The organism is Bacteroides cellulosilyticus DSM 14838, assembly GCF_000158035.1.
Taxonomy (GTDB): domain Bacteria; phylum Bacteroidota; class Bacteroidia; order Bacteroidales; family Bacteroidaceae; genus Bacteroides; species Bacteroides cellulosilyticus.
On record NZ_EQ973492.1, the window covers coordinates 576,418 to 589,909 of the forward strand.

12 protein-coding genes and 1 tRNA gene are annotated in these 13,492 nt (G+C 41.9%); 7 read left to right on the forward strand and 6 right to left on the reverse strand.

Translation table 11 applies throughout. From position 1 onward, the window contains the following. From cbiB to BACCELL_RS20435, 3 genes are all read left to right on the forward strand, one after another. Positions 1-761: adenosylcobinamide-phosphate synthase CbiB (gene cbiB / locus BACCELL_RS20425; protein ID WP_007213949.1), on the forward strand; the 761-nt coding region annotated here is incomplete at its 5' end. A gap of 102 nt (positions 762-863) precedes the next feature. Beyond that, entirely contained in the window at positions 864-2,735 is a 1,872-nt protein-coding gene (locus BACCELL_RS20430) for a sensor histidine kinase (RefSeq protein WP_044154159.1), read from the forward strand. Further along, a complete protein-coding gene (locus BACCELL_RS20435) occupies positions 2,732-4,714 on the forward strand; it encodes a sensor histidine kinase (RefSeq protein ID WP_007213951.1) in 1,983 nt (660 codons plus the stop codon). The genes BACCELL_RS20430 and BACCELL_RS20435 overlap by 4 nt, the downstream gene beginning before the upstream one ends. Here BACCELL_RS20435 and cobC read toward each other — a convergent pair. Genes cobC through cobU form a run of 4 tightly spaced genes read right to left on the reverse strand, consistent with a single transcriptional unit; the run spans position 4,692 to position 7,644 of the window. Beyond that, the gene (cobC, locus tag BACCELL_RS20440) at positions 4,692-5,237 is read right to left on the reverse strand and encodes an alpha-ribazole phosphatase (RefSeq protein ID WP_007213952.1); all 546 of its coding nucleotides are present in this window, start codon (positions 5,235-5,237) and stop codon (positions 4,692-4,694) included. The two genes, BACCELL_RS20435 and cobC, sit on opposite strands and share 23 nt — an antisense overlap. Before the next feature lie 7 nt (positions 5,238-5,244). Then, positions 5,245-6,033: an adenosylcobinamide-GDP ribazoletransferase gene (gene cobS, locus BACCELL_RS20445; RefSeq protein WP_007213953.1), complete on the reverse strand. Its 789-nt coding sequence runs from the start codon at positions 6,031-6,033 to the stop codon at positions 5,245-5,247. Between the two features lie 4 nt (positions 6,034-6,037). After that, positions 6,038-7,075, reverse strand: coding sequence for a nicotinate-nucleotide--dimethylbenzimidazole phosphoribosyltransferase (gene cobT, locus BACCELL_RS20450; protein ID WP_007213954.1), 1,038 nt, complete (start codon positions 7,073-7,075; stop codon positions 6,038-6,040). A 59-nt stretch (positions 7,076-7,134) separates the two neighbouring features. Continuing rightward, positions 7,135-7,644: a bifunctional adenosylcobinamide kinase/adenosylcobinamide-phosphate guanylyltransferase gene (cobU, locus tag BACCELL_RS20455; RefSeq protein ID WP_007213955.1), complete on the reverse strand. Its 510-nt coding sequence runs from the start codon at positions 7,642-7,644 to the stop codon at positions 7,135-7,137. Between the two features lie 94 nt (positions 7,645-7,738). Here cobU and BACCELL_RS20460 point away from each other — a divergent pair. Beyond that, a tRNA-Gly gene (locus BACCELL_RS20460) sits at positions 7,739-7,811 on the forward strand. 80 nt (positions 7,812-7,891) lie between these two features. Further along, positions 7,892-9,385 (forward strand): proline--tRNA ligase, encoded by a 1,494-nt coding sequence (gene proS, locus BACCELL_RS20465; RefSeq protein WP_007218338.1) that lies wholly within the window; start codon positions 7,892-7,894, stop codon positions 9,383-9,385. A 204-nt stretch (positions 9,386-9,589) separates the two neighbouring features. On the opposite strand, the gene BACCELL_RS20470 is transcribed toward proS, so the two are convergent. Next, entirely contained in the window at positions 9,590-10,360 is a 771-nt protein-coding gene (locus BACCELL_RS20470; RefSeq protein WP_022209298.1) for a hypothetical protein, read from the reverse strand. Beyond that, positions 10,335-11,141, reverse strand: a complete 807-nt coding sequence (locus tag BACCELL_RS20475) for a metallophosphoesterase family protein (RefSeq protein WP_044154264.1) — start codon at positions 11,139-11,141, stop codon at positions 10,335-10,337. Before BACCELL_RS20475 ends, BACCELL_RS20470 begins: the two co-directional genes overlap by 26 nt. A 283-nt stretch (positions 11,142-11,424) precedes the next feature. On the opposite strand from BACCELL_RS20475, the gene BACCELL_RS20480 reads away from it, so the two are divergent. After that, positions 11,425-12,108 (forward strand): ABC transporter ATP-binding protein, encoded by a 684-nt coding sequence (locus tag BACCELL_RS20480; RefSeq protein WP_007218342.1) that lies wholly within the window; start codon positions 11,425-11,427, stop codon positions 12,106-12,108. A gap of 20 nt (positions 12,109-12,128) precedes the next feature. Beyond that, positions 12,129-13,492: ABC transporter permease (locus BACCELL_RS20485; RefSeq protein ID WP_007213960.1), on the forward strand; the 1,364-nt coding region annotated here is incomplete at its 3' end.

Genomic DNA, 13,492 nt, shown 5'->3' on the forward strand with positions numbered 1-13,492 from the left:
TTTATTTTGCGGCATACTATCTATTTCACTGGATAGCGTCATTTTCTCCGGGACTACTTCTGGCACTACAGATACTTACCATTTTTTTCTGTCTGGCGGGTACCACACTTATCCGTGAAGTTCGTATGGTATTCGAAGCTGTAGATCGTTCGTTGGAAGAAGGCAGGAAGCAGGTAGCTCGTATAGTCGGTCGTGATACTTCCGGACTTTCTGCACAGGAAGTACGTACGGCAGCACTTGAAACGCTTGCAGAGAATCTGAGTGATGGAGTAATTGCTCCCCTATTTTGGTATATGTTATTAGGTATTCCCGGTATGCTTGCCTATAAGATGGTGAATACTCTGGATTCCATGATTGGCTATCGTAACGAGCGTTACCGTGCTTTCGGCTGTTTTGCCGCTCGCCTGGATGATGTCTCCAATTATATTCCTGCCCGTTTGACAGCTTTTCTCATGATACTTGCTTTTCTTCCTCGAGGCCGGTTTGGGGCTCTGTTGAGATTCGTTGGAATATATGGCAGTCAACATGCCAGCCCGAATTCCGGTTATCCCGAGGCTGCTCTTGCCGGTATTCTGGATTGCCGTTTCGGAGGTCCGCACAATTATTTCGGTGAAGAAGTCTGGAAGCCTTACATTGGTAGCAATGATCGTCTTTTAACCACGGAAGACATGAAAGTAGCTGTTCGTATCAATCGCCGTGCCGAAGGAATAATGATAGTAATTCTGATAATAACTACTACTTTGATTTCTTTTTTCATTTAGTCATTCACAATTTTTGGCTTCTTGGGAAATATTGAATATATTTGCCAGCGTATGCGGTGAATGGCAGCACAAACACCACACAGCACGAAACAAACAAACTTCATGAGAAACTTACTGAAATATTTCGTTCTCCATATAGTATGCTTTGGATGCGTTTTCCCATTATCAGCAGGGGAGGATAGCCTGGCAGAAGTCGAACGTGCTACCATTCAAGATGAAGTGATATCTGCTTTTCACAACAGTATGGGCTTTGATTATCTGACCAAGGAAGAAAGCTCGGCTATCAATCTGGATAGTATCCTCAATTATCTGGAATCTACCAAGCAATATAATACGTACTTTGAACTGGAACGTATACTTATAAAATCATATCTTTTTCGTGGAGAAATACGCCTGGCCATTGATTGGAGTGAGCAGATGTATTCAAAAGCAAGTGCACTCTCGCATGCTTTGGGAACAGCTCTTGCACTGAATGCCATTAGTGAGGTGTATTCTTATACCGGACGAAACCAGGAAGCAGGAAGTGCTCATGTACAGGCATTAGAGATGTTCGATCAAATGTCCGGTGAGGGAATACATGTCCGGATGTTATTGTTGGAATTAGTAGAGCACAATCTTCGTATTCGTAATTTTACGGAGGCAGCATATTTCATGACCCGCCTGAATCGTTTTCCCGCTGATAGTCTTTCCGAACAGGAGCAAGCTGTCCGACATATATTCAATGCCTATTGTCAACTGTTTAAGGGTTCTGTGAAGACAGCTCGCCAACACTTGGATGAAGTGGAGCCTTTGAGGGAAAAACTGATTCCGGGTATTATGCAACATTTCTTGATAGCCGAGGCTATGTATTGGGAACGTATCGGTGAATATGAGAAATCTCTGACAACTTATGATGCTTTTTTACATACGGACTATGCTGAAATCAACAGTAGCTTGTACAAGGAAGTCCTGCAAGACAAGGCTGACCTGCTTGTGAAAATGGGGCGTAAGGAAGAAGCATATAAGCAATACGGTTTGGTCTTTTCATACATTAAATCGTCTTTTGAGAAAAATTATCCTAAAGAGATAGATCAGTTGACCACCCGCTTCCAAGCCGACCGGCTGACTTATCAGAACGAGCGTGACCGCTTGTTTTCCTATCGTTTTTACTTGGGAGGTATTATTGTTTGCACGCTGGTCTTATTTCTTTTCCTGTATCTCAGTTGGAAGAAGATATTCCGTCTGCAAGAATCGAAGTATTCGCAGGAAGTAATGATACAGAAGGCGGAACGGGCTATCCAGAAGAAGAATATGTTCCTGTCTAATATGAGCCATGAAGTGCGTACCCCGCTTAATGCCATTGTCGGCTTCTCGGCTGTGTTGGCTTCAGATGATGACTCTTTCGACGAAGAGTCTCGTAAAGAGTTTTGTGAAATCATTAAAGTTAACTCTTTTCAGCTTTTGAAACTGATTAATGATATTCTTGATTTTTCTGATTTTGAGAATGATAATATAACGTTCAATATACGTCCTTATGATGCCGTGAAACTTTGTAGAGAGGCTTCGGAAACAGTGTCTGCTTCTCGTAAACTTGAAGTGGAACTACGTTATGATACCGAACTTTCTGAACTGATGATAGATACGGATGATGCCCGTCTTCGACAGGTCTTGATTAATTTGTTGGTGAATGCCACTAAATTTACTAAAGAAGGTTCTATCGTATTGAAGTTGGAATTATCCGATCCTAATACGGCTTTCTTCTCTGTAACCGATACCGGTTGCGGTATCCCGCTTGAGAAACAGGGCTTGATTTTTGAGCGTTTTGAGAAACTGAATGACTTTGCACAGGGTAGTGGTTTGGGGCTCTCTATATGTCAGCTGATTGTGACCTATATGAGAGGACGAATATGGGTGGACAGCAACTATACGCAAGGTGCACGTTTCTGCTTTACACATCCGTTGAAGTATAAATCAAAAGGGGAGGATGCTGTATGATGAGATATATCGTAGTAATATGGTTTTGTTTGCTGAGTATGCTATATTCTTGTGTGCTGTATGCAGAAGATGCCAATGCACAGCAATATCAGGATAGTATTCTGAAAATAGCACATGCGATGCCGAATACACTTGTCAGACTTACTTATTTACGTGATATGGCTTACAGGCATCAATATCCCCCTTATAACAAAACTTTTTCTACCGCTTTGTACGAGGAGGCCTGTGCCCAGAAGAATGTGACGTATGAAAATCAGGGAGCGTATTATCTAGCTTCCTGCTATGATAAACTACATGATCCGGACAGCCTGACTTATTGGGTGAATGAACTGAAAAAGTATGCTCCGGAAGTAGGCACTTATGACTATTATCTGGAGCAGAAGGCCGCTATCAGTCGCGCATTGGCTTCCAAAAGACAGGTAGAGAAGGCTGTATATATAGCTAAGGAAGCATTAAAAGAATCTTTGGAACATCATTGTAATAATGGAGAAATTGCATCGTATAATAGTCTGGGGTGTGCTTATGGAATATCCAGTAGAGGAGATGAAGCCTTGAAGATCTTCCAGAAAGCTTGTCAGCGTTTGACCCCACAGACTAAGGCTGCTTTGCGTGTGGATATCCTTTCACGCATTATCCGAATGTATAGCAATGCCGGGCAGGATAGTCTGAAACATATTTATCTCAAACAGATGGATGAGACTTTGCAGGAAATCATTTCCCGTGAACCCGAAGCCCGTAAGAATTGGACAAACTTTGAAATCGACTGCCAACTTAAATATGTGTTCCTTTTTATGGAACAGGGGAATTTTCCTGTGGCATTGGAACATATGGATAAGGCTAAAGCATTACTGGACAGTCATGTCGATATAGCGTTTTGGCTGAATGTTCAGTTAGTTCAGTTACAGTATTATACTCGTACGAAGGAATATGATAAGAGTATTGCGTTGATAGATGAGGTGACTTCCGTGGTGCTGAATCATGATGCTTCCATATTCGCTACTTTCATTAATTATAAAGCATCTACACAGATTGATAAGGGTGATATTGACGGAGCTATTGAAACCAGGCGTTACCTGATACGGACTCAGGATTCATTGGATAATGTTTTTTCAGCAAATCAGTTACGACAAATGAAGGAAATCTATCATATTGATGATCTTCTTCTGGAAAAGCAGAAAATAAAGGATACCAATTATCAGCGTGGTTTCCTGTTTCTTATCACATTGTTAGTGTTAGTGCTTTTGTTCTATCTTTATACTCGTTATTTGTCCCGGAAGATTGCTGTGGCTGAAAAAGTAACGGCAAATGCGGCTATGCAGGCAGAAGCGGATAATGTTACTAAAGATCGCTTGCAATCTGAAATCAGCCATGACATACGTACTCCGCTGAATGTGGTGGTAGGGTTTGCCGAACTTTTGACGGAATCGAAAGAACTCACTGCGGAAGCGAAGGTGGAATATGGTAAAATGATTCAGGAAAATGCGGAAAATCTGTTGGAGTATGTCAATAGTATCCTGGAACTTTCTCGTTTGGAATCCGGTAAGACACAGTATGTACAGGAGGAGTGTGAAGTGATGGCCTTGTGTCGGCAAGAAATAGCCATTGCAGAACATACCGATAATGGGCGAGTGAGTATTCGTTTGAAGACGGATATAGAAAGTATGGCGATAAGTATAGATAAAAATAGGTTTTCTTCCTTGTTGTCCAGTCTGTTGATACCATCGGAGAATGATGAGAATATATACAATATTACTATTCGGATCAGACACGATAAAGAAAAGAATATGTTGTTCTTTAAAGTGACAGGTACGCCTTTGGCCAAAGCACGCTTTGAAAACAAGACAGCATTGATCCGTCATGAAATCAATGCGCACTTCATTCATGCCTTTAATGGTACTTATAAGGTGCAGGAAGGGGCTTCAGAAGGACCATTGGTCTTGTTTAGTATTCGGATATCTAATCAAGCCTTAACTGAATGATTCCTCCATAGGGAGTCAAAGCACTGAATGCCTCTTCCTGTTTTATAGCTCCTGCATAAAGTTGGGCGCAAATCAATACGCCTCCATGTGCAAATATGGCTACTTTCTCATAATTCTTTTCTTTCAGTTCATCCAAAAAACTGGCGACACGTTGATACTGTATGGCGAATGATTCACCGTTTGTAGCAGGTACGTTTATGTAGTCGGCATACCATTCTTTCAGTCTTGGATCACTTATTTCATCAAAACTCTTCATTTCCCAATCCCCGAAGTTCATTTCCATAATTCGGTTGTCACGTTCGGCATCAGGATATCCGCAGTAGGTAGCAAGACGTACACAACGGGATAGCGGACTAGTATATACATAATCGAAATCTCTCCCTTTTGGACGGTAAGATTTTAAATTTCCGGATGTGACGGCAGCTTCTTGTTCGAAACTGTTTCGCAAAGGAACATCTGTTTGTCCGTAGCACACTCCGGGAGGGACATCTACCGAGGTATGTCTGATAAAAATAACTTCCATATAATTATTATTTTAAATAAACATTAATAAAATTCGGGTTACCGTATTTGATGTGTGCATACAGCAAGATTAATGCACCCAAATAGAATGAAAGCTCACAAAGCAGGAATGTAGCTCCGCAGCAATCTCCTGTATAACCTTGAAGACGACGTTTCATCAACCGATACAATAGGGTGAATGTTAAAATGGGGCAGATCATAACCGGCCAGAAATCTATCGGTAAGAATAATATAATAGGTAAAAATCCACAGATGAATCCCGTCAGTAATTCTTGCCAGGTCATGCGGTCATATACATTTTTTGCCTTGCTTTCTTCTTCTTTCCGTGCATAAGGCAAATAATTGATGATCTGTGAAGCACAGAATTTAGACCAGCAGTCGCCACAAATTACGAGAACACAAATCAGTTTCAAAGGTAGATTTTCCAGAAGTAAGAATAATAGCAAGAAATAGACTATTAATCCTATGACACCATAACTTCCTATCTGGGAATCTTTCATAATGGCAAGTGTCCGTTCTTTGGTGGTGCCTCCACCAAAGCCATCAAAAAAATCAGCCAATCCGTCTTCGTGCAGACAGCCTGTGATAAGCAATCGGGAGAGGATGGCAAGTACCCATGCGATGGAAATGGGAAGTATCTGAGCTGCTATCCACAGTACTCCAACCGTAATACCACCCGTCAGCCATCCGGCTAATGGCCAGTATGGAACAATACGTTTGAAGTATTTAGCCGGGACTTCTTTGATTCTCCAAAAAGGAAGCCGGGTGAAGAAGATGAATGCTGCTAGGACTTTCATACGTTTAGAAATACTTTGTTATAGAAGCATGCGCGAAGTTATCCATTTCATTAATCATACGTATGGCGGACTGCACAATGGGATATGCACAGATGGCACCTGTCCCTTCACCCAAACGCAGACCTAAATTTAAAAGCGGTCTGGCTTCCATGTGATCGAGTAGTAGTTTATGACCTGTTTCATCTCCACAATGTCCGAAAATAGCATAATGCAGTACTTCCGGATATAATTTGCTGGCAGCTAGAATACAGTTTGTCATAATGAATCCATCTACCATAATAACTATTCCAAGTTCGGCTGCTTGAAGCATAGCACCTATTACCATCACCATTTCCAGGCCTCCAAAATAACGGATGATATCATGGGGAGAACGATCTCCTCTGTAGTTATCTAATGACTGTTTTAATACTTCATATTTATGACGGATACCAACATTATCCAGTCCGCTTCCCGCACCTACACATTGTTCCAGAGGAATATTTGTAAAGCAAGTCATCCACAGGGATGAGGAAGATGTATTTCCAATACCCATTTCCCCAAAACTGAGTATATTGCTACCTTCTTTATGGCAATTGCGTACCACTTCTGCACCGCGCTCCAGACATAGTTCCATTTCCTCTTCTGTCATTGCAGCTTCATGCAGATAATTTCGAGTACTTTTCCGTACTTTCATGTCGATGATACCTGTATCATAAGGTAAATTATAATCTACACCGGCATCTACTATTTTCAAGGTAAACCCATGCTGTCGGCAAAGGAAATTCACTCCGGCACCTCCATGTAAGAAATTACTAATCTGTTGCCAGGTAACTTCTTTGGGCGAAAGGCTGACACCTTCGTCTACAATGCCATGATCAGCGGCAAAGATTATATTCTGTGGATGTTGCAGGGTAGGAGACAGAGTTTGTTGTATCCAGCCTATTTGCAAGGCCAGCTCTTCAAGAGTACCTAATGAACCTTTGGGTTTAGTCAGATTATTAATTTTATCAATCAATGCTGGACGGATATTCTCGTCCGGACGTATTATCTTAAATGTTTTCATATGCAATATTTATAACTTTGAATCTTATCATCTTACCATTCTATCATCTTTTCCTCTCTCTATTTCACTTTTACCGGAATCCCCGATATCATCAACCATACTTCATTAGCGTGTTCGGCGATGTACTGGTTCATCCAGCCTTGCATGTCTGTGAACTTACGCTGAATTTCATTTTCTGAAATAGCTCCCATACCTATTTCATTGGTAACAAAGATGAAGGTAGCATCTTGCGCTGTAAAACGGTCGAATTCTTCTTTGGCAGCTGTCAGGGCACTATCTGTATCTGCATTTACATCAAAGAAGAAGTTGGTACACCATAAAGTAACACAGTCTATCAGGACAGTCCTTCCGATTAATTGATGACGGCTTAGCTCTTTTTCTTCCTCTATATTTGTCCATTCCGGTCCGCGTCTTTGTTGATGGCGGATTACGCGTTGTCGGAATTCTTCATCCCAAATACGTGCGGTAGCAAGGTAAACAGGAGTAGGAGAGAGACTTAGCGCCAGTTTTTCCGCATGGCTGCTTTTACCGGAGCGGGCACCTCCGGTAATGAGTATGATCCGTTTCATATTTTTTTCACTTTAGTGGCTGTAAAAGTACATTTTTATTTTTGAATATAAAAAAACTTCTTTTACCTTTGCACCGTCTTTTTAAGAAAGCAATGCGGCAGTAGCTCAGTTGGTAGAGCATCAGCTTCCCAAGCTGAGGGTCGCGAGTTCGAGCCTCGTTTGCCGCTCTTGCCGAAAAATGGGGAAGTTACAGATTTGTGGCTTCCTCATTTTGTATAATCCGAAAAACTTTAAAAAACAAAATAAAATGGCAGTAGAATTAAAAGACCTGACCAAACGCAGCGAGAATTATTCGCAGTGGTATAATGAACTGGTGGTAAAGGCCGACCTGGCAGAACAGTCAGCTGTGCGTGGCTGTATGGTGATTAAACCTTACGGATACGCTATTTGGGAGAAAATACAGCGTCAACTCGACGATATGTTTAAGGAAACAGGGCATGTGAATGCTTATTTCCCATTGTTGATTCCGAAATCTTTCCTCAGCCGTGAGGCAGAACATGTGGAAGGTTTTGCAAAGGAATGTGCAGTCGTTACTCATCATCGCCTGAAAAATGCTCCTGACGGTAGCGGAGTTATTGTGGACCCGGAAGCTAAGTTGGAAGAAGAACTGATCATCCGTCCTACTTCAGAAACCATCATTTGGAATACTTATAAGAATTGGATTAATTCCTATCGTGACCTGCCTATCTTGTGTAACCAATGGGCCAATGTAATGCGTTGGGAAATGCGTACTCGTCTTTTCCTGCGTACTGCTGAATTTTTGTGGCAGGAAGGGCATACTGCACATGCTACCCGTGAGGAAGCTGAAGAAGAAGCTGTACGTATGCTGAATGTATATGCCGAATTTGCCGAAAAATACATGGCAGTTCCCGTAGTGAAAGGTGTAAAATCGGCTAATGAGCGCTTTGCCGGTGCACTGGATACTTATACCATTGAGGCTATGATGCAGGATGGGAAAGCCTTGCAAAGTGGTACGTCGCACTTCCTTGGACAGAATTTCGCCAAGGCATTTGACGTGCAATTCGTGAATAAGGAAAACAAAATGGAATATGTTTGGGCTACTTCATGGGGGGTATCTACTCGTCTGATGGGTGCACTGATCATGACTCACTCTGATGATAACGGACTTGTACTGCCTCCGCATCTGGCTCCAATACAGGTGGTTATCGTGCCTATCTATAAGAACGCAGAGATGCTGCAGAAGATTAACGAGAAAGTGGCAGGCATTGTTGCTAAACTGAAGTCTATGGGTATTTCTGTTAAGTATGACAATGCTGATAATAAACGTCCGGGTTTCAAATTTGCTGATTATGAACTGAAAGGTGTGCCGGTACGTCTTGTTATGGGTGGTCGTGATTTGGAGAACAATACAATGGAAGTTATGCGTCGCGATACATTGGAGAAAGAAACTCTTTCTTGCGACGGCATCGAAGAATATGTAAAGAACCTGTTAGAAGAAATCCAGACTAATGTCTATCAGAAAGCCCTTAACTACCGTAACTCTCATATCACGAAAGTGGATAGTTATGATGAATTCAAGGAGAAGATTGAAGAAGGTGGATTTATTCTTGCTCACTGGGATGGTACTGTTGAAACAGAGGAGAAGATTAAAGAAGAAACAAAAGCAACTATCCGTTGTATTCCTTTCGAAACGTTCTTGGATGATGACAAAGAACCGGGTACCTGTATGGTGACAGGCAAACCTTCTGCTTGTCGTGCTTTATTCGCTCGTTCTTATTAAATATAGGATATCTAAAGATCTAAGGTAAAGGGCTGCACTTCGCACAAAGAAGATGCAGCCCTTGCCATTTTTACATCATTGTCATATCCTATACATGTTTCCGTAACACTGAATCTCCATCTTTGCATCGTAATAAAAAAGAAAGGAAATTCTCTTGAGGTCATGTCCGCGTGAGCAGACATGACTTTGTGGTTATAGAGAAGGTTAAAAGAGTTGTGTCTTCAGTCCGAACGATAAGCTGAGATAATCTTTGGGCTTCAGATATTTGTTGGTGAATGCACTTACTACATACAGATCACAGGTACTTATTTCATAATAAAAAGTAACGGCTCTTGCTCCCAGACGCCAACGTGGGGGAATATTATAAGTCAGACGTTGTCCCAGGAATACATGAATGCGTACCTTGGATGAGAAGCCGTAATAACCTTTTGGATAACGTTCGGGTTCATGTGTCCAAAATTCATTGCCGAATACTGTATTGAAATACATGCCGCATGCAAGTGGTTCGACAGCAAATTCTTTTCCAAGAGCTATACTCCATGGCATATAGTTCTGTTTCAGAGTCATGGTGATTTTGGTACGTTTGGAGTCGTACTTAGGCAGAATACCGAAAAAGATATCCGTTTCCCACTGATTCCGTTTTCCATAATCCCATCCTGTACCCAGAGATAGCAATCCCATGTTACCGGCAAATTGCAGCTTTGTATGTGTTGGTATCAGGCTTTCCCAGTGTTTACGATAGCGATGGACACGCTTATCATAACGGCTGGAACGTTTATTACTGATATCGGCACTGTCTATTTTTACTTTTTCTTTCTCCAGCCACACGGTATCATGTTTTGTGATGATAACGGTATCTCTGAATACCCGGCGTGGCTCTATGGTTATTGTATTGGCTTCTTGCGCATAGCCGGTTGATGAGCATACAAGAAGGAAGCACGTCAGTGCTTTAATAATAGACCACTTCACGCTCATATCCATCAGGGGTTACAGTAAATATATAATAGCTGCGGTGCTTCATGCAGTCGCTCATGTAGTACATCACGCCATCCTCAAAAAGATCCTCTTCGAATAAACGATGTTCATGGGCAGCTGTACAGAACAACAATCCAGGAAATTGCTTAATGGAATATTGAAAAGCTTGGGCTACATTGTTGTTGAATTCAAAGCAGAACGGGCGTATATGCATGGAGAAGATAGTACGGTCGTACTCGTCGCGGCGATCATCTAACTGGGCATTAATGAATTCAAAGTCAGGGATGGGGCGGGAGTAGTCGAATTCGATAGCATTGGTGTTCAGACAAATGAATTTGATGCGACCGGCTATGAAAGAAAAATTGGGGTCACCGAATACAATACGAAAAGTTTCTTCGCCTGTACCGAGGCAGTCATGATTACCGATCAGACCGACATAGGGAACTTTCAGCTTATTCATGATATCACGTTGCCACAGGAACTCGTCTGTAACACCGAAGTCGCTGTAATCTCCGCCATGAATGACAAAATCTATATCATCCCGTTTATTAAGGTGATTGACAAAGTCCAGGGTCTCATCATACCAACGCTGGGAGTCACCCATAGTGACAAAACGAATAGTTGCCTTATCCTTGCAATTGGCCTCTATCTTTTCTATATTACGATTATTTATATCTGTCTGACCACTGATGCGGACATCATAAGGATGGTAATCTATCATATCGCAACCGCCCATAAACAGGCCGGTAAGCGGAATGAACAGGAGTTTAGATAGTTTCATGTGTATGATCTTAATATTATATAATCGCTTTGATTGAAAACTGATTGCAAAGATAGAGTTTTCTTTTAGATAAATGATTGTCTTATTTTCCTTTTTTCTGTTCCTTCGTGCTGTACTAATTTCCATAATTGTCCATTTTTTTAGACGGAGGTGTCTAATTATTAGACACTATTTGTATACGTTTAAAAAGATAAATTGTTGATAATGAATGAATATTAAGTTTTGGCATACTTTCTGCATTTATATAAACAGAATATTATATAAGACTTTAATAATAAGCATCATGATTGAAATTAATGACATCAGCAAAGTATTCCGTACAACGGAAGTAGAAACAGTAGCATTGAACCATGTGAATCTTGAGGTGAAAGAGGGAGAATTTGTAGCCATCATGGGACCGTCAGGTTGTGGTAAATCAACCCTGTTGAATATCTTGGGATTGCTGGATAATCCGACGGAAGGTTCATATAAACTTCTGGGACAGGAAGTCGGAGACCTAAAAGAAAAAGAACGTACCCGTGTGCGGAAAGGTAAACTAGGTTTCGTATTCCAAAGCTTTAACTTGATAGACGAACTGAATGTTTATGAAAATGTGGAATTGCCTTTGACGTATCTCGGCATTAAGGCTTCCGAACGTCGTCGGATGGTGGAGGATATATTGAAACGAATGAATATCAGCCATCGTGCCAAGCATTTCCCGCAACAATTGTCCGGTGGTCAGCAGCAACGTGTAGCTATTGCCCGTGCTGTGGTAACTAATCCTAAATTAATACTTGCCGATGAACCGACCGGTAATCTGGATTCTAAGAATGGTGCGGAAGTCATGAATCTGTTGACGGAATTGAATCGGGAGGGAACGACGATTATTATGGTAACACACTCTCAGCATGACGCTTCGTTTGCACATCGTACGATACATTTGTTTGATGGTAGCGTGGTGGCCAGTATTGCGGCGCAAGGAGTATAAGTTTATAAAGAGATTGAACTATGAAACAACTATATTATGTCATACGTACCCTGTTGCGTGGGCGCGGTTCGAATATAATCAAAGTCATTTCCCTTGGATTGGGATTGACGATGAGTATTCTGCTGTTTTCACGTGTGGCTTTTGAACAAAGCTATGATACTTGCTACAAGGACTATGATGATCTTTATCAGATATACTCCATATTTTCGGCTGAGGGTGAACAATTTGAACCGCAAAAACAAAACTGTGGTCCTGTGGCAGGTGCCATTCTGGAGAATTTTCCCAAAGAGGTAGAGGCGGCTGCCAGCATTGCGTATTTTGTTTCTTCACCACTTTACAATGGCAGTGTACGCATCGATGCCCGGAAAATATTAGCCGATTCACTTTTTTTCAAGACTATGGGTATTGAGGTACTGAGTGGCAATCCGGAAAAAGATCTGATGCAGAACGATGTCATATTTTTGAGTGACGATTTGGCTCAGAAAATATATGGTGGTGAGAATCCTATTGGAAAAGTCATTAGTTATAATAAGGAGTTGCAACTGACGGTAAAGGGCACTTATGTCGATTTGCCCGAGAACGCTACTATGCGTCCGGAAGCTGTTATTTCCATGCCTACGGCTTGGAGCCGTGACTGGGGTAACTATTCCTGGCGCGGAGGCGACAGCTATTACGAATATATCCGTTTCCGTCCGGGAGCTGACAAGGAAGTGGTGAATACCCGTCTGGATGCCATGATACAGAAGTATCGGCCGGAAGAAGATAAGAAAGCATACGGTTACACTGCTTTTGTGAAACCTATCCGTGATGTGTATCGTGACGAAGATCAGGTGAAACGCATGGACAGCATTATGAGTATCTTAGCTCTGGCTATTCTTTTTATCGCGTCACTGAACTACGTGCTCATTTCTATTTCTTCGCTCACGTATCGTGCCAAAGCGGTGGGTGTGCATAAGTGCAGCGGTGCAAGTGGAGGTACGGTGTTCTCAATGTTTCTTTTGGAAACGGGAATTATTATTGCGCTGGCCTTGGTGTTGATGGGGTTGATATTACTCAATTTTCAGGAGTTCATAGAAGATACTACCGCAGCCAAGTTGAGTGTACTTTTTGCACCGGACCGTATCTGGGTGCCGCTTGTTGTGGTACTGGTTCTGTTCATTGTAGGTGGAATTTTGCCAGGCAGGTTGTTTGCCCGCATACCTGTGTCTCAGGTGTTCCGCCGCTATACGGAAGGTAAAAAGGGGTGGAAGCGTCCGTTGCTATTCGTTCAGTTTGCGGGTGTGGCTTTCATTTGCGGATTGATGTATGTGGTGATGGCGCAGTACAATTATGTGAAAGATAAAGATATGGGCTACAATCCACATCGTGTTGCTATCGGAAATGT